Origin of the sequence: Roseobacter sp. TSBP12 (genome assembly GCF_009129705.1) — a bacterium.
GTDB lineage: Bacteria > Pseudomonadota > Alphaproteobacteria > Rhodobacterales > Rhodobacteraceae > Celeribacter > Celeribacter baekdonensis_A.
On record NZ_PYIB01000026.1, the window covers coordinates 245,005 to 265,767 of the forward strand.

The 20,763-nt window shown below is 58.1% G+C and carries 27 protein-coding genes; 22 read left to right on the plus strand and 5 right to left on the minus strand.

Annotation, left to right across the window (positions count from 1 at the left end; all coding sequences use genetic code 11):
• The first annotated feature begins 128 nt into the window (after positions 1–128).
• From C8029_RS08080 to C8029_RS08115, 8 genes are all read left to right on the plus strand, one after another.
• Entirely contained in the window at positions 129–344 is a 216-nt protein-coding gene (locus C8029_RS08080) for a DUF6732 family protein (protein WP_009569946.1), read from the plus strand.
• Between the two features lie 6 nt (positions 345–350).
• Positions 351–1,658 carry a sirohydrochlorin chelatase gene (locus C8029_RS08085; RefSeq protein ID WP_009569945.1) on the plus strand — a complete coding sequence of 436 codons (1,308 nt, stop codon included), beginning with the start codon at positions 351–353 and terminating at the stop codon, positions 1,656–1,658.
• A 5-nt stretch (positions 1,659–1,663) separates the two neighbouring features.
• Entirely contained in the window at positions 1,664–2,302 is a 639-nt protein-coding gene (locus C8029_RS08090) for a precorrin-8X methylmutase (protein ID WP_009569944.1), read from the plus strand.
• Positions 2,299–3,513, plus strand: coding sequence for a bifunctional cobalt-precorrin-7 (C(5))-methyltransferase/cobalt-precorrin-6B (C(15))-methyltransferase (locus C8029_RS08095; protein ID WP_009569943.1), 1,215 nt, complete (start codon positions 2,299–2,301; stop codon positions 3,511–3,513). The genes C8029_RS08090 and C8029_RS08095 overlap by 4 nt, the downstream gene beginning before the upstream one ends.
• Positions 3,510–4,226, plus strand: coding sequence for a precorrin-2 C(20)-methyltransferase (cobI, locus tag C8029_RS08100; RefSeq protein ID WP_009569942.1), 717 nt, complete (start codon positions 3,510–3,512; stop codon positions 4,224–4,226). The genes C8029_RS08095 and cobI overlap by 4 nt, the downstream gene beginning before the upstream one ends.
• Complete coding sequence (cobJ, locus tag C8029_RS08105; protein WP_152002667.1) at positions 4,217–6,031, plus strand: precorrin-3B C(17)-methyltransferase; 1,815 nt, start codon at positions 4,217–4,219, stop codon at positions 6,029–6,031. Before cobI ends, cobJ begins: the two co-directional genes overlap by 10 nt.
• On the plus strand, positions 6,028–6,795 hold the full coding sequence (gene cobM / locus C8029_RS08110; RefSeq protein WP_152002668.1) for a precorrin-4 C(11)-methyltransferase: 768 nt from the start codon (positions 6,028–6,030) through the stop codon (positions 6,793–6,795). The genes cobJ and cobM overlap by 4 nt, the downstream gene beginning before the upstream one ends.
• 126 nt (positions 6,796–6,921) lie before the next feature.
• The gene (locus tag C8029_RS08115) at positions 6,922–7,275 is read left to right on the plus strand and encodes a hypothetical protein (RefSeq protein ID WP_009569939.1); all 354 of its coding nucleotides are present in this window, start codon (positions 6,922–6,924) and stop codon (positions 7,273–7,275) included.
• On the opposite strand, the gene C8029_RS08120 is transcribed toward C8029_RS08115, so the two are convergent.
• Positions 7,269–8,447, minus strand: coding sequence for a MalY/PatB family protein (locus C8029_RS08120; RefSeq protein ID WP_009569938.1), 1,179 nt, complete (start codon positions 8,445–8,447; stop codon positions 7,269–7,271). The two genes, C8029_RS08115 and C8029_RS08120, sit on opposite strands and share 7 nt — an antisense overlap.
• 135 nt (positions 8,448–8,582) lie before the next feature.
• On the opposite strand from C8029_RS08120, the gene def (C8029_RS08125) reads away from it, so the two are divergent.
• Genes def (C8029_RS08125) through C8029_RS21995 form a run of 6 tightly spaced genes read left to right on the plus strand, consistent with a single transcriptional unit; the run spans position 8,583 to position 11,396 of the window.
• On the plus strand, positions 8,583–9,104 hold the full coding sequence (def, locus tag C8029_RS08125; RefSeq protein ID WP_040401757.1) for a peptide deformylase: 522 nt from the start codon (positions 8,583–8,585) through the stop codon (positions 9,102–9,104).
• The gene (gene def / locus C8029_RS08130) at positions 9,104–9,595 is read left to right on the plus strand and encodes a peptide deformylase (protein WP_009569936.1); all 492 of its coding nucleotides are present in this window, start codon (positions 9,104–9,106) and stop codon (positions 9,593–9,595) included. Before def (C8029_RS08125) ends, def (C8029_RS08130) begins: the two co-directional genes overlap by 1 nt.
• On the plus strand, positions 9,592–10,095 hold the full coding sequence (def, locus tag C8029_RS08135; RefSeq protein WP_009569935.1) for a peptide deformylase: 504 nt from the start codon (positions 9,592–9,594) through the stop codon (positions 10,093–10,095). Before def (C8029_RS08130) ends, def (C8029_RS08135) begins: the two co-directional genes overlap by 4 nt.
• A complete protein-coding gene (gene fmt, locus C8029_RS08140; protein WP_009569934.1) occupies positions 10,092–10,997 on the plus strand; it encodes a methionyl-tRNA formyltransferase in 906 nt (301 codons plus the stop codon). The genes def (C8029_RS08135) and fmt overlap by 4 nt, the downstream gene beginning before the upstream one ends.
• A gap of 9 nt (positions 10,998–11,006) precedes the next feature.
• Positions 11,007–11,249: a hypothetical protein gene (locus C8029_RS08145; RefSeq protein ID WP_009569933.1), complete on the plus strand. Its 243-nt coding sequence runs from the start codon at positions 11,007–11,009 to the stop codon at positions 11,247–11,249.
• 9 nt (positions 11,250–11,258) lie between these two features.
• Positions 11,259–11,396, plus strand: a complete 138-nt coding sequence (locus tag C8029_RS21995) for a hypothetical protein (protein WP_176832880.1) — start codon at positions 11,259–11,261, stop codon at positions 11,394–11,396.
• A gap of 43 nt (positions 11,397–11,439) precedes the next feature.
• Here the strand turns inward: C8029_RS21995 and C8029_RS08150 are convergent, their stop codons facing one another.
• The 4 genes from C8029_RS08150 to C8029_RS08165 form a co-directional block, all read right to left on the minus strand.
• On the minus strand, positions 11,440–12,063 hold the full coding sequence (locus C8029_RS08150; RefSeq protein ID WP_152002669.1) for a trimeric intracellular cation channel family protein: 624 nt from the start codon (positions 12,061–12,063) through the stop codon (positions 11,440–11,442).
• Positions 12,060–12,521: a ribonuclease HI gene (rnhA, locus tag C8029_RS08155; protein ID WP_152002670.1), complete on the minus strand. Its 462-nt coding sequence runs from the start codon at positions 12,519–12,521 to the stop codon at positions 12,060–12,062. The genes C8029_RS08150 and rnhA overlap by 4 nt, the downstream gene beginning before the upstream one ends.
• Before the next feature lie 89 nt (positions 12,522–12,610).
• A complete protein-coding gene (gene ispH, locus C8029_RS08160; RefSeq protein ID WP_152002671.1) occupies positions 12,611–13,561 on the minus strand; it encodes a 4-hydroxy-3-methylbut-2-enyl diphosphate reductase in 951 nt (316 codons plus the stop codon).
• 142 nt (positions 13,562–13,703) lie between these two features.
• Positions 13,704–14,264, minus strand: a complete 561-nt coding sequence (locus tag C8029_RS08165) for a LabA-like NYN domain-containing protein (RefSeq protein WP_009569928.1) — start codon at positions 14,262–14,264, stop codon at positions 13,704–13,706.
• A gap of 135 nt (positions 14,265–14,399) precedes the next feature.
• Between C8029_RS08165 and folK the strand changes: the two genes are divergently transcribed.
• The 8 genes from folK to acpS all read left to right on the plus strand — a co-directional run bounded on the left by folK (position 14,400) and on the right by acpS (position 20,633).
• Complete coding sequence (gene folK / locus C8029_RS08170) at positions 14,400–15,011, plus strand: 2-amino-4-hydroxy-6-hydroxymethyldihydropteridine diphosphokinase (RefSeq protein ID WP_226946277.1); 612 nt, start codon at positions 14,400–14,402, stop codon at positions 15,009–15,011.
• Positions 15,012–15,093: 82 nt separating this feature from the next.
• On the plus strand, positions 15,094–15,447 hold the full coding sequence (gene rpoZ, locus C8029_RS08175) for a DNA-directed RNA polymerase subunit omega (protein ID WP_009569925.1): 354 nt from the start codon (positions 15,094–15,096) through the stop codon (positions 15,445–15,447).
• Positions 15,448–15,486: 39 nt separating this feature from the next.
• On the plus strand, positions 15,487–17,604 hold the full coding sequence (locus tag C8029_RS08180) for a RelA/SpoT family protein (protein ID WP_009569922.1): 2,118 nt from the start codon (positions 15,487–15,489) through the stop codon (positions 17,602–17,604).
• Between the two features lie 24 nt (positions 17,605–17,628).
• On the plus strand, positions 17,629–18,285 hold the full coding sequence (locus C8029_RS08185; protein WP_009569920.1) for a DUF2062 domain-containing protein: 657 nt from the start codon (positions 17,629–17,631) through the stop codon (positions 18,283–18,285).
• A 99-nt stretch (positions 18,286–18,384) separates the two neighbouring features.
• Positions 18,385–19,146 carry a pyridoxine 5'-phosphate synthase gene (locus C8029_RS08190; RefSeq protein WP_009569919.1) on the plus strand — a complete coding sequence of 254 codons (762 nt, stop codon included), beginning with the start codon at positions 18,385–18,387 and terminating at the stop codon, positions 19,144–19,146.
• On the plus strand, positions 19,143–19,766 hold the full coding sequence (locus C8029_RS08195; RefSeq protein ID WP_152002672.1) for a LysE family translocator: 624 nt from the start codon (positions 19,143–19,145) through the stop codon (positions 19,764–19,766). The genes C8029_RS08190 and C8029_RS08195 overlap by 4 nt, the downstream gene beginning before the upstream one ends.
• Position 19,767: 1 nt before the next feature.
• A complete protein-coding gene (locus C8029_RS08200; RefSeq protein ID WP_152002673.1) occupies positions 19,768–20,232 on the plus strand; it encodes a hypothetical protein in 465 nt (154 codons plus the stop codon).
• Positions 20,229–20,633 carry a holo-ACP synthase gene (acpS, locus tag C8029_RS08205; protein WP_152002674.1) on the plus strand — a complete coding sequence of 135 codons (405 nt, stop codon included), beginning with the start codon at positions 20,229–20,231 and terminating at the stop codon, positions 20,631–20,633. Before C8029_RS08200 ends, acpS begins: the two co-directional genes overlap by 4 nt.
• Positions 20,634–20,763: the final 130 nt, after the last annotated feature.

The following is a 20,763-nucleotide window of genomic DNA, read 5'->3' on the forward strand; positions in this document are numbered from 1 at the left end:
CGATACGGGGCCAGAGAGGTTGGCAGTGGCGGATCGACCCAAACCGGGGATTGCGCGCAGCATCGTCAAGTGTCCCAGCCTCCTTGAACCACGACCGCCCCATTCGGGCATAACGACAAGGATATGACATGTTTCGCGCTATGACGCTCACGCTTACATTTTTTGCCGCCCCTGCGCTGGCCCATCCAGGCCATATCGCCGAGGCCGCAGGTCACAACCATTGGCTTGCGGGTGTTTTGATTGGCGGCGCGATTGCGACCGCCATTTGGGGGGCTATCAAAGGCAAAAAACAAGAGCCAGAGGCGGCAGACCCCGACCATGAGGCTGAGCCGCAGGAGGCATAATTTAAGATGAAAACTGGTGTGATGATTTGTGGCCATGGCTCGCGCAGCCAGGCCGCCGTGGACGAATTTGCCGTTTTGGCAGAGAAACTTCCCGCCCTGTTGCCCGCGGATTGGATGGTGGATTACGGCTATCTTGAGTTCGCCAATCCGGTGATCCGTGATGGTTTGGACCGTCTGCGTGAGGCTGGCTGCGAGCGTATTTTGGCCGTTCCGGGCATGTTGTTTGCCGCGATGCATGCGAAAAATGACATCCCGACCGTGCTCAACACCTATGCCGCCAAACATGGCATGACCGTCAGCTATGGTCGCGAATTGGGCGTTGATCCCAAGATGATCGCCGCCGCCGGTGCGCGGGTACGCGAAGCAGTGGACCGGGCCAATGCAGAGTTGGGTGAATTGCCGCTGCATGAGACCGCCTTGGTCGTCATCGGGCGCGGCGCGTCTGATCCAGACGCCAATGGCAACGTCTCGAAAATCGCGCGGATGTTGTGGGAGGGCATGGGTTTTGGCTGGTGCGAGGTCGGCTATTCCGGTGTTACGTTTCCGCTTGTCGAACCCTGCCTGCAACATGTGTCGAAACTCGGCTACAAACGCGTCATCGTGTTTCCGTATTTCCTCTTCACCGGTATCCTGATCGACCGGATTTACGGTTTCACCGACCAAGTTGCGGCTGAGCATGCCGACATTCAATTCGTTAAAGCCGGCTATCTGAATGATCACCCGAAAGTGCTGCAAACCTTTGCGGAACGGGTATTGGAACAGGACGGCGACGTGCCGATCCCGAACTGTGGCATCTGTGCCTATCGCACCCAAGTGCTTGCGATCGAAGGTCAACAGGCCCGTCAAATCACCCCAAAAGAGCGCGCCGCGGCGCGTGAAAACGGCAAGGGCCATCCGGCTTTTGGCGATGTGCCGCCGCCGACTTGTGTGCTGTGCAAATACCGCACACAGGTGCTTGGGTTTGAGGCCGAGGTCGGTGCGGTGCAAGAAAGCCACCACCACCATGTCGAAGGCCAAGGCGCCTCTGCCCCCGGTTCAAACGTGGCCGATTGTGCGCTTTGCGATACGTTCTGTACGGGGCTTTGTCGGTTGGAAAAAACCGCGCATGTGCACCATCATCACAATCACACTCATGGCCACACCCATGATCATGACCATAGCCACGGTCATGCACACAGCCATATCCACGGCCATGACCACGATCATCATCATGACCATCATGACCATGGCCACTCCCATGATCACGTCCACCCGGAATACCCTCATGCCAAGCACCCGCACGGACCCGAATCCGCGCGCAAGTCTAAGGTCTGATCCCGGTGCGCCCCTATGACAAAGACCCGCAGTCGATCTATGCGCAAAGCTTTGCCACCGTGCGCAAAGAAGCACGGTTGGATCGGTTTGACGCCGGAATGGAACGCCTTGCGATCCGCCTGATCCACGCCTGCGGCATGGTTGAGGTGGCGGATCGCTTGGCTTTTTCACCCGATGCCTATGCGGTTGGCCATGCGGCACTGAAAGCGGGTGCGCCGATCCTGTGCGATTGCGAAATGGTCGGCGCGGGCATCATCCGTCGCTACCTTCCCGCCGAAAATCAGGTGATCGTCACCCTCAATGATCCACGCACGCCAGAACGTGCCAAAGAGATCGGCAACACCCGCTCTGCCGCTGCTGTTGAGCTGTGGGAACCGTATTTGGACGGGGCCGTTGTTGCCATTGGCAATGCCCCGACCGCGCTGTTTCACTTGTTGGAGTTGATCGACCAAGGCGCGCCCAAACCCGCCGTCATCCTTGGATTTCCGGTGGGGTTTGTCGGTGCGGCGGAATCTAAAGCCGAATTGGCGGGTAACCCGAGGGGGTGCGATTTTGTCGCGTTGCGGGGGCGTCGCGGTGGTTCGGCTATCGCTTCGGCGGCGGTGAATGCACTGGCTGTGGGATTGCCGGAGATCGGCGAATGAGCATGTCGAAATGGCTTCACATCATCGGTATCGGCGACGATGGATTGGAGAGCCTGAGCGCCGCCACGCGTAGCGTACTTGCGGATGCCGAGGTGATTTTTGGCGCGGCGCGTCACCATGCGCTCACCCCTTCACTCAAAGGTGAACGCCGGGCGTGGCCTTCACCGTTCAACGCCCTGATTGACGAGTTGCGCGATCTACGGGGGCGTCGCGTGGTGGTGTTCGCGACGGGCGATCCGCTTTGGTATTCGGTCGGTGCGCGCATCGGGCGAGACATTGACCCGGCTGAAATCTTGTACCACCCACAACTTTCGGCCTTTCAACTCGCTGCGGCGCGTATGGGCTGGTCGCTTGCGAATGTGGAAACATTGACCGTGCACGGACGCCCGGCAGAGCAAATCATCCCCTTTCTAAGGCCCGGTCAAAAAATGCTTATTTTGACACAAGGCCACGATTCACCGCGAGAAATATCTTCTATTTTGAGGGATCGTGGATTTGGCCCTTCGCGTTTGAGTGTTTTGGCGCATATGGGAGGCACAGACGAGGTCCGCTTTGATGGCATGGCCTCAAGCTGGCCCCATGATGTGCCTGACTTTCACACACTTGCGGTCGAGTGCATCGCCGAGGAGACTGCAGCGCCTTTGCCGCGCTTCGGCTTGCCTGACAGCGCCTTTGTCTCTGACGGAAATATGACCAAGCAAGAGGTCCGTGTCGTCACTCTGGCCAAACTCGCGCCAAGACGCGGTGCGTTGCTATGGGACATCGGATGTGGCTCTGGCTCGGTCGCGATTGAGTGGATGCGCGCGGCGCGGGATGCCCGTGCCATCGGGATCGAATGCCGCGCCGATCGCCGCGCCTTGGCGGTGCAAAACGCGCTGGCCCTAGGCACGCCGGGTCTCAAACTGATTGACGCCACAGCGCCCGAAGGCCTTGCCGATCTGCCACCGCCCGATGCGGTGTTCATCGGCGGCGGCTTGACGCGTGAGGTGTTTGAGGCCGCATGGAAGGCCCTCGCCCCATTTGGACGACTGGTTGCCAATGCGGTGACGCTGGAAGGTGAGGCCCTGTTGATTGCGCTGCGCAGCGAATTTGGTGGCGATCTGAGCCGCATGGCGGTGGCGCGCGCTAAACCTGTGGGTTCTCTTTCGGGCTGGAAGCCGTTCATGCCGGTGACCCAATGGAGCCTGACCAAAGGAGGATGCGCCCCATGAGCGGGACAGTTTATGGCATCGGCCTTGGCCCCGGCGACCCGGAGTTGATGACGCTCAAAGCCGCCCGCCTGATTGGCGAGGCCAAAGTGATCGCCTATCCGACCCTAGCAGGTGGTGAGTCTTTTGCCCGCTCGATTGCGGCGGCATATATTCCCAAGGGCACACGCGAGATTGTCATGGATGTGCCGATGACGGTGGACCGCGCCCCCGCACAGGCCGCTTATGACATCGGCGCGAATGCGATCCGATCTGCATTGGATGCGGGCGAGGATGTGGTTGTTTTGTGTGAGGGGGATCCGTTTTTCTACGGTTCGTTCATGTATCTTTTCGCCCGCCTCAAACGCGACTATGCGGTTGAGGTGGTGCCTGGCGTGACCTCTGTGACCACCTGTGCCGCAGTGGCGGGAGTGCCGATGGCGGCGCGCAATGAGGTGGTCACCATCCTGCCTGCGCCGGAACTTGTCGCACGCATGGAGGGCGGACATCCGATGGATGTGCTGCACGGCGCTGACACTCTTGTGGTGATGAAACTCGGCCGCCATTTTGCCCGCGTGCGCGCGGCGATTGAGACGGCGGGCCTGACTGAGGAAGCTGTCTATATCGAACGGGCCTCAACGCCTCATGAGGTGGTTCTGCCACTGTCACAAGCGCCTGAAAAGGCGCCGTATTTTTCTATGATCCTCATCGTGAAAGGGGCCGATCCATGGCTGTGAGCCCGGTTGTCATCGCACTCAACGCATCCGGCGAAAAGACCGCCGCCCGCATTGCCGTTGCCTTTGGTTTTGAACTCCACGGACGCGAGGGGCGCACAGAGGCAAAGATCAGATTTGCCAATGCGTTAGACCATGTGCGCACCTTGTTTGCGGCAGGCGTTCCGGTGATTGGTGTGTGTGCCTCGGGCATCCTGATCCGCGCCGTGGCCCCCCTGCTCTCAAATAAAAAGACCGAACCACCGGTGATTTCGGTCTCCGATGACGGATCAGTCGTTGTGCCGCTTTTGGGTGGGCATCGCGGGGCCAATCGGCTGGCCTTGGAGATCGCGCAGGTGCTGGGTGCCAAAGCGGCGATCACGACGGCGGGCGACGTGTCGATGGGCATCGCTTTGGACGAACCGCCGCTTGGGTGGCGCTTGGGCAATCCAGAAAATGCCAAATCGACCATGGCCGCAATGTTGGCCCATGGGGGGGCGACGGTGACGGGCGATGAGGCGGAGACAGCTATATGGCTGGCGGATGTTTCGCAGGCTGAGGGGGCCGAGTTGATCTGTACCGTGCAGGATGTATCTGCGCCCGGCAATACAACGCTTGTGTATCACCCGCAGCGCTACGTTTTGGGCGTTGGTTGTTCGCGCAATTGCCCACCTGAGGAGCTTGCCGATCTGGTTGGCGCGCTGTTGCAAAAGGCCAATATCTCGCCGAAGGCATTGGCGGCGATTGCGACCGTGGATTTGAAGGCGGACGAACCGGCGATCTTGGCCTTGGCTGCATCCTATGATGTTCCGCTGCGCCTGTTCACGGCGCTTGAGCTTGAGGCCGAGACGCCGCGATGCGCCACCAGTTCTGAGGTGGTGTTTGCGGAAATTGGCACCCATGGCGTGGCCGAAAACGCCGCTCTGGCCTGTGGTGGCGCGAAAGTTAGTTTGGCCGAGCCGAAGATCAAAAGCGCGATGGCCACTGCGTCCTTGGCGGTCTCGACGGACGTGATCACCGCGCTCAATGGCCGTCCGCGTGGACGTTTGTCCGTGGTTGGGATCGGTCCGGGGCAGGCGGCATGGCGCACGCCGGAAGTGTCCAAACTTGTCGCAGAGGCTGAAGAACTCGTTGGATATGGCCTCTATATTGATCTTTTGGGGCCGTTGGCGGTTGGCAAGATCCGTTCCGATTTCCCGTTGGGTGGCGAAGAGGATCGGTGTCGCTATGCGTTGGAACAGGCCGCCAAGGGCAAAAATGTTGCGCTGGTGTGTTCGGGAGATGCGGGCATTTATGCCATGGGCGCACTGGTGTTTGAGCTGCTGGATCGCGACCCGGAAGACCATGGCGTATCGGACGCGGCTCACCGCGTTGAGGTGATTTGTTCGCCGGGTGTTTCGGCGCTGCAAGGGGCCGCAGCGCGCGCGGGTGCGCCTTTGGGGCATGATTTCTGCGCCATCTCTCTGTCGGATCTTTTGACCCCACGGGCGGATATTGTTCGCCGCCTCAAGGCGGCGGCAGAGGGCGATTTTGTCATCGCCTTCTACAATCCGGTATCGAAAAAACGCCGCACGCTTTTGGCCGAGGCGCGGGATATTTTGCTCCAGCATCGCCCGGCAGACACGCCGGTGATGTTGGCGTCGAACCTTGGGCGGCCGACGGAATATGTCCGTTATCGTCGTTTGGAGGACTTGAAGGTGGATGAGGTCGATATGCTGACCGTCGTACTCATTGGCTCGTCCAATTCCCGCCTTGCCCAGCTTGGCGAAGGCCCGCGGATGTATACGCCGCGTGGCTATGCGCGCAAAATTGATGGAGACCTCGCATGACTGTTTTCTTTATTGGCGCGGGGCCGGGTGACCCAGAGCTTTTGACCAAAAAGGCCGAGCGGATCATCGGTGAATGTCCGGTTTGTTTGTATGCGGGCTCTTTGGTCCCCGCAGAGGTGGTGGCCTGTGCCCCCAAGGGCGCGCGGGTTTTGGATACGGCACCGATGACGCTGGATGACACCCATGCCGAAATCAAAATGGCACATGAAAATGGATTTAATGTTGCCCGTGTGCACAGTGGAGACCCATCTTTGTACGGTGCAATTGCCGAGCAAATTCGACGTCTGCGCGCCGATGGGATTGACTATGAGATCATCCCCGGCGTGCCCGCCTATGCCGCCGCCGCCGCCGCTTTGGGGCAGGAATTGACCATACCGGAGATCGCGCAAAGCATCATCCTGACCCGCGTGTCGATGAAATCCACGTCAATGCCTAAGGGTGAAACGCTTGAGAATTTCGCCAAAACCGGGGCAACCTTGGCGATCCATCTGGGCATTCGCAACCTGCGTGAAATCGAACGGCAATTGGTGCCCTATTACGGCGCGGATTGCCCCGTTGCCGTAGCGTATCGTGTCGGCTGGCCGGATCAGATGTTGATCCGTGGCACGTTGAGCGACATTCGAGAAAAAGCGCGCGACGCGAAAATCACCCGAACCGCCTTGATCCTTGTTGGGCCCGCCTTGGGCGAGGTCGCGGATTTCAAAGACAGTGCGCTCTATGATCCGAAAATGCCGCATGTGCTGCGCCCGAAGGTGACGGGGTAAACTGCGGCAATCGGGTGACTCTTGGGGACGGGGTGAAACCTGTCGTTACGGTTAACTTGACCGAAACCAAACTTGGGCCATCATTGGCATATCACTCAATCGGTGAAATGCCTGGGAGGGCCCGAGATGTCTGATTTTCTGCCCAAAGAAGTCCTTGAAGGCTTAGAGCAGGCGCGCAAGGCCAAGCTGAAACGCCGCTCTCGTTTGCGCGTGCGCGTGGGGGACGCGAGTTATCCGATCCTGCGCTCTTGGGAAACGGGGTTTGCGCTGGACCGTGAAAATTCCACGCATTTGCGGGGGCTTGTGGACGTGTATGACGGTACAAAGCACCTCTATCAGGCACTGATCGTGGCCGCACAGGAAGACGGTCAAGAGATGAGTTTTGATTTTAAACGCGCGACACCTGCGACCGACAAGCCGCCTTTGGATTACGACCGGGCCGATGACGCCCCGGTCGCGCTTTTGCCGAATTTTCACTGAAGATCGCTGAAGGCCTCGGTCAAACGGGCACAGGCGGTTTCGACAATGCTGCGCGGCGTGGCCAAATTGAAGCGTAGAAAGGTTTCACCGCCTTTGCCAAAGGTTGGGCCATGGTTGGGCGCAATGCGGGCGGATTTTTCGACCCGCGCGGTGAACTCTTCGCGGCTCATGCCGGTGCCGGAAAAATCCACCCAAGCCAGATAGGTTGCTTCGAGTGGCATCGAGGCCAGACCGGGGATCGTGGCGAGAGCTGCATCGAAGATCGCACGGTTGCCGTCCAAATAATCCACCAGCGCGTCAACCCACGCCGCCCCTTCGGGCGAATAGGCGGCGGTGGCCATTTCCAAGCCAAAAGAGTTGGGTGAAATGCCAAGCCCGGTCATGCGGGCCGCAAAGCGCGCGCGCAAGGTGGGATCGGGGATGATCACATTGCCCGAATGCGTGCCCGCGATGTTAAACGTCTTGGTCGTCGCCGTCATCATCACCAAACGATCCGAAATCCCGTTGATCAACGCCATCGGCGTATGCGTCTGGCCGGGCATGACCAGATCGTGGTGAATCTCGTCTGAGACAAGGATCAAATCATGGCGTTTGCAAAACTCTGCGACTCCTTCCAACTCGGCGCGGGTCCAAACACGACCGCCCGGATTGTGCGGTGAGCACAACACCAACATGGTCTCGCGACCCGTCATCTGCGCATCCCAAGCGTCGAAATCGAGGGTATAGCGGCCCTCATTCAGCGCCAATTCACATTCAACAACCTCGCGTCCGGCGGCTTTGATCACGCGGGCAAAGGCGTGATACACGGGCGTCATCAAGACCACACCATCGCCGGGTTGGGTGAAGGTATCAACGCAAAGCCCGGTGCCATTGACCAAACCATGGGTGGTAAAAATCCAATTGGGCTCAATGTCCCAGCCATGGCGGTTTTTCATCCACCACCCAATGGCAGCGCGGTAGTCGCTGTCATCACCGAAATAGCCGTAAATGCCATGGGCGGCCATTTTTTCCACCGCCTTTTGTACACAGGCGGGCGGGCGGAAATCCATGTCGGCCACCCACATCGCAATCCCGTCTTCTTTCGGCACACCGTAGAGCGGCTCCATCATGTCCCATTTCGAACAATGGGTGCCAAAACGGGGGATCACGTCATCAAAAAATGGCTGGGTCATGGGGGCTCCTCATTTGTTGCGGTCAGGGTAATCAGCACGAGTGGGGAAGGGAAACCACAATTCTTGATCAAGGGCGTTGCGCTCTTTGATGGCGGGGAGTTGCGCGGGGGGCGCGGTTTGACTAAATGCATATTCATGACCCTGAAACCGATCCTCATCCACCCCGACCCGCGCCTGAAAAAGGTTTGTGACCCTGTGACCGAGTTCGACCGCGACTTGGCTCGGTTTGCCGACGATATGTTACAGACCATGTATGAGGCGCCGGGTATTGGCCTTGCCGCGCCGCAGGTTGGTTTGACCAAGCGCATGTTGGTGATGGATTGCGTCAAAGAGGCCAGTGGCACACCGGAACCGATGGTTATGGTGAATCCGGCGGTGACCTGGTCGAGCGACGAGAAGAACGTCTATGAAGAGGGCTGCCTGTCGATCCCCGGTCAATATGCCGATGTGGAACGGCCCAAAATGGTGCGGGTGAGTTGGCTTGATGTCGAAGGCAAAGCGCATGAAGAGGAATTCGATGCGCTGTGGGCCACCTGTGTGCAGCATGAAATCGACCACCTCGACGGTATTTTGTTCATTGATTATCTCAAGCCGCTCAAGCGCCAGATGATCACCCGCAAAATGCAAAAACTCAAACGTGATCGGACGCGGGCCTGATGGCCGTTTTGGAGATTTTGCTTTGGCCGGATGCACGGCTGAGTACGCTCTGTGCCCCGGTGGATCAGATCACGGACACGATTCGCAAGCTGGTCGCGGATATGTTTGACACCATGTATGCCGCTCCGGGACGCGGTTTGGCGGGGCCGCAAGTCGGCGCGATGCTGCGGTTGTTTGTCATGGATGCGACGTGGAAAGAGGGGGTCAAATCGCCCCTCGTGATGATCAATCCCGAAATCCTGTCTCACTCTGATGAGCGCGTCGAAATGGATGAGGTCTGCCTGTCCATTCCCGGTGTGGAAGCGCCCGTGACCCGACCCACTCGAATCACGATCCGTTGGGTGGATTTGGACGGCGAGACACATGTCCGCGAGATGGACGGGGCAGAGGCCCGCATCGCCCAACACGAATTCGATCACCTCAATGGCCGCGTGCATTTTGACCGCCTCGATGCCAAAGCCCGCGCCCATTTGGAGGCCGCATATCAATGACTCAGCGCCCGTTTATCCCCTATCCCGACAAGCGCCTGAAAACCGTGGTGCCGTCTGTGACCGAAATCACCGACGAGATCCGCGCGATCTGGGACGACATGATTGAGACCATGGATGCGATGCCGGGATACGGGCTTGCCGGACCGCAAATCGGTGTGATGATGCAACTCGCTGTGGTCGATTGTTCGGATGAGCGCGGCAAGGCTGTGCGCATGGCCAACCCCAAGGTGCTCCATGCCTCGGTACAGCCGCGTGATCACGAAGAAGCCTCGCCCAACCTGCCGGGCATGTCTGCTGTCATCACTCGCCCGCGGGCGGTTACAGTGCAGTTTCTTAATGAGGCGGGAGAGATCGAGGAGCGCGATTTTGTGCATCTTTGGGCCACCTCGGTGCAGCATCAGATCGACCACCTGAACGGCAAAATGTATTTCGATCATCTCAAACCGGTGAAACGTCAGATGTTTTTGAAAAAGGCGAAAAAAGCGGGGGCGATGAAATGAGGGTGATCTTTATGGGGTCGCCGGAGTTTTCGGTGCCAGTGCTTGAGGCGCTTGTGGACGCAGGTCATGAGATTGCGTGCGTCTATTGCCAGCCTCCGCGTCCGGCGGGGCGGGGCAAGAAGGATCGGCCAACCCCGGTTCAGGCCCGCGCCGAAGCGATGGGCCTGCCGGTCCGTCATCCGGTTAATTTCAAAAACCCCGAAGACGTCGCCGAATTTGTCGCGCTCAATGCCGAGGTTGCCGTGGTCGTGGCTTATGGGCTGTTGCTGCCGCAGAGCATTTTGGACGCGCCGAAACTGGGCTGCCTGAATATCCACGCCTCGCTCCTGCCGCGGTGGCGCGGGGCCGCGCCGATCCACCGCGCAATTTTGGAAGGCGATGCCGAGACTGGCGTGTGCATCATGCAGATGGAGGCAGGACTCGACACCGGCCCCGTGCTCTTGCGCCGTGAAACTTTGATCTCGGCGGAGGATACCACGGCGAGTTTGCATGATCGTCTCTCGAAAATGGGCGCGGCTGCGATTGTTGAGGCGCTGTCAACGCTGGCCGATTTGACCGCAGTGCCGCAGCCAGAAGAGGGCGTGACCTACGCCAAAAAGATCGACAAATCCGAGGCTAAAATAGACTGGACTCGTTCGGCCACCGAGATTGACCGCCAAATTCGCGGGCTGTCGCCCTTTCCCGGCGCTTGGGCGGACTACCAAGGCGAGCGGATCAAATTTCTTTCCTCGCGTCTGGTCGATGGGGCGGGTCAACCCGGTGAGGTGATGGGCACGTTTACCATTGCCTGTGGTGACGGCAGCGTCGAAATTCTCACCGCGCAGCGCGAGGGAAAACGTGCTATGGCTGTCAGCGAAATTCTAAAGGGGATGGATGTCCCCAAAGGCAGCCGTTTTGCGTGAGGTCACCCGATGTTTCCAGTTCTGATCGGCACAGTGTTTATCGCCGGTATCGTTGGTTATGCCGTTGAAAAAACAGGATTTACCAGTAATGGCTATTTGCCTTCGATCATCATCTGCATTGGTGGCGCGTTTTTGGCCTATTTCCTCAAACTGATGTTTGGCATCGGGTTAAACCCGCCCGGCGTGAATGCCATCGTCTCCTCGCTCGGCGCACTGATCATTGTGCCGACCCATTGGCGCAAGCGCCGTTAGGAGAGTTGCATGTTTGGGCTTTTGGCACTTCCGGGAATGGTGGTACGGCTGTTGTTTGGCCTCTGTCTTTGGCTGATGTTTCGCCCCGGCGGATGGTTTGTCGTTTGTTGCATCGGCATTGCGGCAACGTGGTACATCAAGGCCTAAAGCGTCACGCCTTTAACCTGAGACAGGGGAAAGGCGGAACACTTTAAGTGCGCGGTGGGCGGGATTTATAGACGGGCAGGGACCAGCCAAAGATTAGGCTTCCGGCGCGCAGGCCAAATGTCAAAACGGCACATGAAATATAGGAATAAATTGGCGCAAAATCCAAATAAGATGCGGTGATCATCGCGATCGCTCCCGCCAAAGCTGCCGAGGCGTAAAGTTCGCCTTGGGTCAAAACCAACGGGACTTCGTTACAGACCACATCGCGCATCAAACCGCCAAAACATCCGGTGGCCACCCCCATCAGCGCAATGATCACCGGCGGTTGGCCCAGATTAAGCGCCACACCCGCCCCCGCCGCCACGGCCACCCCAAGGGCAATCGCATCCGCCCACATCAGGGCTTTGAGACGGCTTTCAAACAGATGCGCGGTGAAAAACACTATGGTGGCGATTAATGTCGCGATCAGGATGTAGGTTGGATCGGAGATCCAAAAGACCGCATCGCGATTGAGCAACACATCGCGGATTGTGCCGCCGCCGACCGCCGTCAAACAGGCGACAAAGGCAAAGCCGACAATGTCGAGCTGGGCGCGAGAGGCGGCCAAAGCGCCAGAAATCGCAAAAACGATCACGGCAGTATAATCAAGCGCCGAGAGCACGCTCATTTTACGGCTTTCTTAAACGGGGCCATCCCGGCGCGGGCCAGTTCATCGGCCTGTTCGTTTTCGGCGTGCCCGGCGTGGCCCTTGATCCATTTCCACGTGACGTTGTGGGTGTGTTGCGCTGCATCAATGCGTTGCCACAGATCGACGTTTTTCACCGGCTTTTTGTTTGCGGTTTTCCAACCGTTGCGTTTCCAACCATGAATCCAACCCGTTACACCATTTTTGACATAGGCGCTGTCGGTGGTGATGGTGATGTCAGTGGGGCGCGTCAGGGTTTCGAGCGCATTGATCGCCGCCAAAAGCTCCATCCGGTTATTGGTCGTGTCCGCCTCGCCGCCTTTGAGTTCACGTTCTTTGACGATCGTATCCCCATCCATCGCCCGCATCACCACGCCCCAACCACCGGGGCCGGGATTTCCAGAGCAGGCACCATCGGTCCAAGCGTGAATTTCGGGCATGTCGTTCCTTTCCGTGAGGTCTCAGGTGACGCGTTACGTCTTGGGCAACACCGAGGCAAGAGCGATTTAGAGAGCGCGCCGTTTGCGGATCATGCAAGTGCTCGCAACACGCGCGGGACTTTGAATTCGACGTTTTCCTGCGCGGTTTCGACCAATTCGACCGTGACATCATAGCGGGCTTTGAAGGCGTCGATCACCTCATTGACCAATAGCTCAGGCGCGGAGGCACCGGCGGTGATGCCGACGGATTGGATGCCCGTCAAGGCACGCCAATCAATCTCGGTGGCGCGTTGGACAAGTTGAGAATACGCACAGCCATTGGCCGATCCGACTTCGACCAAACGTTTGCTATTTGAACTATTTGGCGCACCAATGACCAAAAGAGCGTCTATATGTGATGAGATGGCTTTGACCGCCGCTTGCCGGTTGGTGGTGGCGTAGCAAATATCCTCTTTGTGCGGGCCGATGATGTTCGGAAACCGCGTGCGCAGGGCGGCGATCACATCCACGGTGTCATCAACCGACAATGTGGTCTGGGTGATAAAGGCCAGTTTTTCAGGATCACGCACAGAGAGCCCGGCCACATCCCCCGGCGTTTCGACCAAAAGCACTTCGCCTTCGGGCAATTGCCCCATGGTGCCGATGGTTTCCGGGTGACCCGCGTGGCCAATCATCACCATCTGAAGCCCGGCCTCGAAATGACGCTCGGCTTCGATATGCACTTTGGACACCAGCGGACAGGTGGCATCGACATAGACCATCTCGCGTTTGGCGGCCTCGGCGGGCACGGCTTTCGGCACACCATGGGCCGAAAAAATCACCGGGCGGTCATCGGGGCAATCGTCCAACTCTTCGACAAAGACCGCCCCTTTGTCGCGCAGGCTATCGACAACAAATTTGTTGTGAACGATCTCGTGGCGCACATAGACGGGCGCGCCCCATTTTTCGATTGCCAGTTCAACGATCTTAATGGCGCGATCTACACCGGCGCAAAAGCCGCGGGGGGCTGCAAGGTAAAGGGTCAAAGAGGGTTTGGTCATGGCGCGCTCCTGTTGTCACAAGAGGTAGGGCGAAATGGGTGCGGGTGCAATGTTTCGGGGCGCTCAGTTGCCGATTGTCTCAACAAAAATGGCCCGAACATCTGTCCGGGCCATGATCCGTGTGATGCTGTAATCAGCAGGCTTATTCGTCGAAGGCATCGTCTTCGCGCGGCTCGCGTGCGGGGCGACCGATCACATTGCGCAGCTCTTCAAGTTCGATGAAATTATCGGCCTGACGGCGCAGTTCGTCGGCAATCATCGGTGGTTGCGAGCGAATGGTCGAGACCACGGAGACGCGCACGCCTTGACGTTGCAGGCTTTCGACCAGCGGGCGGAAATCGCCATCGCCGGAGAAAATCACAATGTGATCAATCCGGGGCGCAAGTTCCATGGCATCAACGGTCAATTCGATGTCCATATTGCCCTTGATCTTGCGGCGACCCATGGAATCGGTGAATTCCTTGGCGGGTTTGGTCACCATCGTGAAGCCGTTGTAATTCAGCCAATCAACCAGCGGGCGGATCGGAGAATATTCATCGTTTTCGAGCAGGGCGGTGTAATAAAACGCACGCAAAAGTTTGCCGCGGCGCATGAATTCCTGTCGGAGAAGTTTGTAATCGATATCGAAACCCAGCGACTTGGCGGCCGCATAGAGGTTCGATCCATCGATGAACAAGGCAAGCCGTTCATCTTTGTAAAACATCAAAAGGTCCTTTTGGGTTGTTTTTTGTTGGGCCTTCCCGAATGGGTGACCAAGTGTTCGTGGCTTTCTGGAGCTGTCAGTAGTACGAAACGCATCAAATATGAACTTGTCTAAAAATATAGGGTGGAGGCGATCGTGTCGCGAGGCGTTGATGAAAAATGCGCGAAAATGCGCGCATGGGTTGCATTTGGGGCCAATTTGCCCACGGAAACGGGCGAACCGGTCGAAACGCTGTTCGCGGCGGTGCAGGACCTGCGCGACATGGGGGTGACTGTCAGGAGGGCGAGTCGTGTTTTTGAAACGCCGTGTTTTCCTGTTGGTGCTGGTCCAGCCTATATCAATTTCGCGGTTGAAGTCGAGACTGAGCTAACCCCCGAAGCGGTATTGAGCCTGTTGCATGATATTGAAGCCCGGCATGGCCGGGTGCGCAAAACCCGCTGGGCGGGGCGGTCGATTGATCTTGATCTGATGGCGATGGAGGGCGAAGTGCGCCCCAATGCAAAAACTGTCCAGGCCTGGATGGATTTGCCGATGAGCGCGCAGACCACACAAGCGCCTGAGACATTGATCCTGCCGCACCCGCGTATCCAAGATCGGGCATTTATGCTGATTCCCTTTGCCGATCTGGCACCTGATTGGGTTCATCCGTTGCTTGGCAAAACCGTACAAGAGATGGTCGACGCCCTGCCTGATGTGGATAAATCCGAGATAAAAGCGCAATCGGGTCTTGAAATCCCCGTGAATTAAGGGAAGAGGGCGCTTGTCAATGGGACGCCTTGCGCCTAAATAGGGCCTTTGTACCCCATCCGTCCAACGATTGGAGATCCACATGGCCCGCGTCACAGTTGAAGATTGCGTCGACAAAGTCCCGAACCGTTTCGAGCTTGTGATGCTTGCGGCTCACCGTGCGCGTGAGGTTGCGGCGGGCTCTGCACTGACCGTGGATCGTGACAACGACAAGAATCCGGTTGTGGCTTTGCGTGAGATTGCTGAGGAAACTCAGTCCGCCGACGCGCTGCGCGAGCGGATGATCGAAAGCCAACAGACCCAGATCGAGGTCGACGAGCCGGAAGACGATCAAATGGCTCTGCTCATGGGCCAGGAACAGGACAAGCCGGTCGAAGACGACATGTCCGAAGAGAAACTCCTGCGCGCCTTGATGGAAGCTCAGGGCCAAAACTAAGGGCGCCATGGCGCCCCTCAAAGGAGTTTGCGGACCGAAATGATCGACGTCGAAGACCTGATCGCCCTGGTCCGCAACTACAACCCAAAGACAAACGCCAATCTCATCCGCGAGGCTTATGCCTACGGGCGGGAGATGCACGAGGGGCAGTTTCGCCGCTCGGGCGAGCCGTATTTCACTCATCCCGTTGCCGTCGCCGCGATCCTGACCGAACAGGCGCTTGATGATGCCACTATCATCACCGCCCTGTTGCATGACACGATCGAGGACACGAAATCGACCTATAGCGAGGTCGAGCGCAAATTCGGCACCGATGTGGCCGAGCTGGTCGATGGGGTGACGAAGCTCACCAATCTGCAACTGTCGAGTTCCGAGACCAAACAGGCGGAAAACTTTCGTAAACTGTTTATGGCGATGTCGAAAGACTTGCGCGTCATTTTGGTCAAACTCGCCGACCGTCTGCACAACATGCGTACGATCAAGTCCATGCGCCCGGAAAAGCAGCTGCAAAAAGCGCGCGAAACCATGGACATCTTTGCGCCGCTTGCCGGTCGGATGGGCATGCAATGGATGCGCGAAGAATTGGAAGATCTCAGTTTTCGGGTGATCAATCCCGAGGCGCGCAATTCGATCATCCGTCGCTTTATCACGTTGCAACGCGAGACCGGTGATGTGATCCATAAGATCACCAACGACATTCGCGCCGAACTTGAAAAAGAGGGCATTGAGGCGGATGTGTTTGGTCGCGCCAAAAAACCCTATTCGATCTGGCGCAAAATGGAGGAGAAACAACAAAGTTTCTCCCGTCTGTCAGACATTTACGGCTTTCGTGTCATCACCCGCTCCGAGGGCGATTGCTACCGCGTTTTGGGGGTGATCCACCAACGCTGGCGCGCCGTGCCGACCCGATTCAAAGACTATATCTCGCAGCCGAAATCCAACGGTTATCGGTCGATCCACACCACCGTGTCGGGCCGCGATGGCAAGCGGGTCGAGGTGCAAATTCGCACCCGGCAAATGCACGAAGTGGCTGAGTCTGGCGTGGCGGCGCATTGGTCATATCGCGACGGTGTGCGCGCCAAGAACCCGTTTGCGGTTGATCCGGCCAAATGGCTGGCGCAGCTCACCGAACGGTTTGAAAACGCTGAGGATCATTCCGAGTTTCTCGAACACGTCAAACTCGAAATGTACTCGGACAAGGTGTTCACCTTTACGCCCAAAGGCGAGGTTGTGTCCTTGCCGAAAGGCGCAACGCCTTTGGATTATGCCTATGCGATCCACACCCGGATCGGGAACAGCTGCGTTGGCGCTAAAGTGGACGGCATCCGTGTGCCGCTTTGGACCCGGTTGAAAAACGGCCAGTCGGTCGAAATTCTCACTGCCGAAGGGCAGCGCCCACAAGCGACGTGGATCGACATCGTTGTGACCGGACGCGCCAAGGCCGCGATCCGCAAATCCCTGCGCGAAGAGGATCGCGAGCGGTTTATCAAACTGGGCCGGGAATTGGCGCGCGTCGCTTTCGATCATGTCGGCAAAAAATCCTCGGAAAAGGCATTGGCGACGGCGGCCAAACAAATGTCTCTGGTGAGCGCCCAAGAACTATTGGCGCGGCTGGGCTCGGCCGAATTGGCCGCCTCCGATGTGGTTCGCGCTGTTTATCCGGAATTGGTGCGCACCAGCGGCGCGATTGATTCCAAACGCGCGGTTCTGGGCTTGTCCGAGGGCGAAAGCTACAATCGTGCGCGATGCTGCCAACCGGTGCCCGGTGAGCGCATTGTTGGCATCACCTATCGCGGCAAGGGCGTGGTGATTCACGCGATTGATTGTCCGGCTCTTGAGGAGCTTGAGGCGGAAACCGGGCGTTGGGTGGATTTGCAATGGCACGCTGGTCCTCACGCCGCCGAACATACAGTGTCGCTCGACATCACGATTTCGAATGACACGGGCGTTTTGGGCAGAATTTGTACCTTAATCGCCGAACAAAAGGCCAATATCTCTGATTTGCAATTTGTTGATCGCAAACCGGACTTTTACCGTTTGATTGTAGATGTCGATCTGCGAGATGTAGAACATCTTCATGCTGTTATGCTTGCACTTGAGGCCGAAAGCGACGTTGCGCGCGTTCGGCGGTACAGGGATTTGACCAGAAAGCCCTAAAACACGAGATCCACGGGGGATGATGTGGTCTTCAAGCGCCGGGAAAAACTGACGCCATTGAAATGGCTGTCGCAGGTGATCTGGCCGAAAGGTGGTTGGTCGCGCGCGGCGCGCTATCTTCAACATCGTCTGCACCGCCTGCCAGACACGCCGCATAAAATCGCGCGTGGCGTGTTTGCGGGGGTGTTTACCGTGTTCACCCCTTTGTTTGGATTTCACTTTTTCATTGCCTACGCCATTGCCAAACTCACCCGTGGCAATGTGATTGCTGCCTTGCTTGCCACTTTTGTCGGCAATCCGTTGACCTATGTTCCGATTGGCGTGATCTCGATGAAGATGGGGCATTTCATTTTGGGCACGCGGTTTAATCATGAGGCAGAGCGCTCATTGGTGGGCAAGTTCTTTGATGCTGCTGATGATTTCTGGCAAAACTTTTTGGCATTGTTCACAGAGCGTGACACCAATTGGGATGCGCTCATCCGGTTTTTTCACGAGATTTTCCTGCCCTATCTGGTCGGGGGGATTTTGCCGGGGATCGTCGCGGGCTTGGCGGCCTATTACGTCACTTTGCCAATGATTGCCGCGTATCAGAAAAGCCGCCGCGGGCGCTTGAAAGCCAAGCTTGAGGAACTCCGTCGCAAAAAAGCCGCCGCCAAAAAGGTTCCGCCCAATCAGGTGTGAACAGGATGTGATCGGTCGGATCAAGAATTCGCGGTTTTCTTTCGACGCAGGCGCGGTATTGTCGGCCGCAAACCGAATAAAGCGTCAAGGACACTGAATATGACTGCGACAAGCGTGCTGCGTCTTGGGATGAACATCGACCACGTTGCCACCGTGCGCAATGCGCGTGGCTCGGCTTACCCGGACCCGATCCGAGCGGCTAAATTGGCCGAAGAGGCGGGCGCCGACGGGATCACGGCGCATCTGCGCGAAGACCGCCGTCATATCACAGACGATGACATCGAACGCCTTGTTGCCGCGCTCTCTGTGCCACTGAATTTCGAAATGGCCGCGACCGATGAGATGCAATCCATTGCACTGCGCCATAAACCACATGCGGTCTGTATCGTGCCCGAAAAGCGTGAAGAACGGACCACCGAAGGCGGGCTTGAAGTCGCGCGCGAAGAGAACAAACTGGCGCATTTCATTGCGCCTTTGCGGGAGGCGGGCTGTCGTGTGTCGATCTTTATCGCGGCGGACAAACGCCAAATCGAAGCTGCGCATCGGATCGGGGCCGCCGTGGTCGAACTGCACACCGGGGCCTATTGCGATTTCCACGCCGAGGGCGATTTTGCGGCGCGTGACGAGGAACTGAAACGCCTCACCGAGATGGCCGCGTTTGCGACGGATTTGGGTCTGGAAGTCCATGCGGGCCACGGTTTGACTTATGACACCGTTGCTCCGATTGCCGCTTTGCCACAGATTGTTGAACTGAACATCGGTCATTTCCTTATCGGCGAGGCGATTTTTCGCGGTATCAAACCGGCGATTGCCGAGATGCGGCGGCTGATGGATGCGGCGCGTGCTGAGGCATCTGCGTGATCCCGTTTTCTGACCTCTGGCCGATTTTGCTGGGCTGGGCGATTGCCGTTGGCTCTCCGGGTCCGGCGATCTTGGCCATCGTCGGGGCCGCCATGGGTGGTGGGCGCGCCAATGGGTTTGCCGTGTCCACCGGCGTGTGGTGCGGATCGGTGTTTTGGGCCCTGCTTGCGGGCTTTGGCCTTGGCGCCGCGATGATGGCCCATGCCTGGGTGCTCGACGCGCTGCGCTATATTGGAGCCGGATATCTTTTGGTGCTTGCCTTCAAATCGGCACGGGCGGCAATGTCAAAGGGCGAGGCCAAGGTGCGCGCCGTGGACGAGCCACTGCGCGTGTCCTTTCTCAAAGGCCTGACCATCCACGTCATGAACCCGAAAGCGATCCTGTTTTGGGGCGCGTTGTTCGCGGTCGTGATCCCCGAAGGCGCCGAACCCATCGCGCTTTTGCAAGTCGGCGCATCCTGTCTGGCGGTGTCGTTCACGGTCATGTCCACGATGGCCTTTGCGTTTTCGACCCGCTTCATCGCGCGGGGCTATTTGCGCCTTCATCGTGTGTTTGAGGGGGCGTTTGCGGCTCTTTTCGGCTTTGCCGCCCTCAAAGTGTTGACAGCGAAAGTGGTATGATATGATGGGTTTTCGAGGGGTCTTTGCGCTTTTCATTGCGACCTTACCGCTCGCAGCGCAGGCACAGGAGACCACGCTCTGTGATTGGCGTGCCTCGGCGGCGTCTGTGGTTGAACCTTGGGATGAAAATGCCCGGACCTTTGCCAATGGCGCGGTGCGGCTGGCGCTTTTGGATACGATTGAACCCGCCGCTGCGGCCTTTCACGTTTTGGTCCTGTCGCCGCCCTTTGACGAGGTCGGCGGGCGGCAGTGCCGGATCATTTCCGCAGATGCGGCAGGCTCCGGGTTTGAAGCAATAGATTTTGCGGCCCTTGAGGCCGATTATGAGCCTTCAACGGGGCTGTTGTTCATGATGCCCGCGCGCCTTTATGACCCCGAAGATGGCCCGGCCAAGATGGGCCGGTTGAGTTTTGCGCTGAACCAAGCCACGGGCGAGATCGCCACCTTGTTTGAGGCCGCGAAATGATCCTTGGCATCGGTACGGACCTTGCCAATATTGACCGTATTTCCGGCACCTTGGCGCGTTTTGGCGACCGGTTCAAAAACCGCGTGTTTACGGAGACGGAGCAACACAAAGCCGAACGTCGTCGTGACGTTGCGGGCACCTATGCCAAACGCTGGGCCGCCAAAGAAGCCTGTTCCAAAGCCTTGGGAACGGGGCTGGCCATGGGGATTTCGTGGAAAGACATGGCGGTCAAAAACCTCGCCTCCGGCCAGCCGGTGATGGAGGTCACCGGATGGGCCAAAGAGCGGTTGGAGGCAATGACCCCGCCAGGGCATGAGGCGATCATCCATGTCACGCTGACCGACGATCACCCCTGGGCGCAGGCCTTTGTGGTGATCGAGGCGCGCCCGACCGCGCTGTGAGCGTCTCAAAAGCCGCGAAATCCCACTCATTGCGGGGGTTTCACGGGGCTTTGCCTTGACTCCAATCGCGCCGCCTTCCATGTAGCCGGGGACCGGTATCCAAATCCCCGCCAACGCCCCCAAAGGACCT

What these genes read in the sequence shown, in the direction of transcription:
- C8029_RS08080 (WP_009569946.1), top strand. Translation starts at nt 129, where the DNA reads ATGTTTCGCGCTATGACGCTCACGCTTACATTTTTTGCCGCCCCTGCG.
- C8029_RS08085 (WP_009569945.1), top strand. Translation starts at nt 351, where the DNA reads ATGAAAACTGGTGTGATGATTTGTGGCCATGGCTCGCGCAGCCAGGCC.
- C8029_RS08095 (WP_009569943.1), top strand. Translation starts at nt 2,299, where the DNA reads ATGAGCATGTCGAAATGGCTTCACATCATCGGTATCGGCGACGATGGA.
- cobI (WP_009569942.1), top strand. Translation starts at nt 3,510, where the DNA reads ATGAGCGGGACAGTTTATGGCATCGGCCTTGGCCCCGGCGACCCGGAG.
- cobJ (WP_152002667.1), top strand. Translation starts at nt 4,217, where the DNA reads ATGGCTGTGAGCCCGGTTGTCATCGCACTCAACGCATCCGGCGAAAAG.
- cobM (WP_152002668.1), top strand. Translation starts at nt 6,028, where the DNA reads ATGACTGTTTTCTTTATTGGCGCGGGGCCGGGTGACCCAGAGCTTTTG.
- C8029_RS08115 (WP_009569939.1), top strand. Translation starts at nt 6,922, where the DNA reads ATGTCTGATTTTCTGCCCAAAGAAGTCCTTGAAGGCTTAGAGCAGGCG.
- C8029_RS08120 (WP_009569938.1), bottom strand. Translation starts at nt 8,447, where the DNA reads ATGACCCAGCCATTTTTTGATGACGTGATCCCCCGTTTTGGCACCCAT.
- def (WP_040401757.1), top strand. Translation starts at nt 8,583, where the DNA reads ATGACCCTGAAACCGATCCTCATCCACCCCGACCCGCGCCTGAAAAAG.
- def (WP_009569936.1), top strand. Translation starts at nt 9,104, where the DNA reads ATGGCCGTTTTGGAGATTTTGCTTTGGCCGGATGCACGGCTGAGTACG.
- def (WP_009569935.1), top strand. Translation starts at nt 9,592, where the DNA reads ATGACTCAGCGCCCGTTTATCCCCTATCCCGACAAGCGCCTGAAAACC.
- fmt (WP_009569934.1), top strand. Translation starts at nt 10,092, where the DNA reads ATGAGGGTGATCTTTATGGGGTCGCCGGAGTTTTCGGTGCCAGTGCTT.
- C8029_RS08145 (WP_009569933.1), top strand. Translation starts at nt 11,007, where the DNA reads ATGTTTCCAGTTCTGATCGGCACAGTGTTTATCGCCGGTATCGTTGGT.
- C8029_RS21995 (WP_176832880.1), top strand. Translation starts at nt 11,259, where the DNA reads ATGTTTGGGCTTTTGGCACTTCCGGGAATGGTGGTACGGCTGTTGTTT.
- C8029_RS08150 (WP_152002669.1), bottom strand. Translation starts at nt 12,063, where the DNA reads ATGAGCGTGCTCTCGGCGCTTGATTATACTGCCGTGATCGTTTTTGCG.
- rnhA (WP_152002670.1), bottom strand. Translation starts at nt 12,521, where the DNA reads ATGCCCGAAATTCACGCTTGGACCGATGGTGCCTGCTCTGGAAATCCC.
- ispH (WP_152002671.1), bottom strand. Translation starts at nt 13,561, where the DNA reads ATGACCAAACCCTCTTTGACCCTTTACCTTGCAGCCCCCCGCGGCTTT.
- C8029_RS08165 (WP_009569928.1), bottom strand. Translation starts at nt 14,264, where the DNA reads ATGTTTTACAAAGATGAACGGCTTGCCTTGTTCATCGATGGATCGAAC.
- rpoZ (WP_009569925.1), top strand. Translation starts at nt 15,094, where the DNA reads ATGGCCCGCGTCACAGTTGAAGATTGCGTCGACAAAGTCCCGAACCGT.
- C8029_RS08180 (WP_009569922.1), top strand. Translation starts at nt 15,487, where the DNA reads ATGATCGACGTCGAAGACCTGATCGCCCTGGTCCGCAACTACAACCCA.
- C8029_RS08190 (WP_009569919.1), top strand. Translation starts at nt 18,385, where the DNA reads ATGACTGCGACAAGCGTGCTGCGTCTTGGGATGAACATCGACCACGTT.
- C8029_RS08200 (WP_152002673.1), top strand. Translation starts at nt 19,768, where the DNA reads ATGATGGGTTTTCGAGGGGTCTTTGCGCTTTTCATTGCGACCTTACCG.
- acpS (WP_152002674.1), top strand. Translation starts at nt 20,229, where the DNA reads ATGATCCTTGGCATCGGTACGGACCTTGCCAATATTGACCGTATTTCC.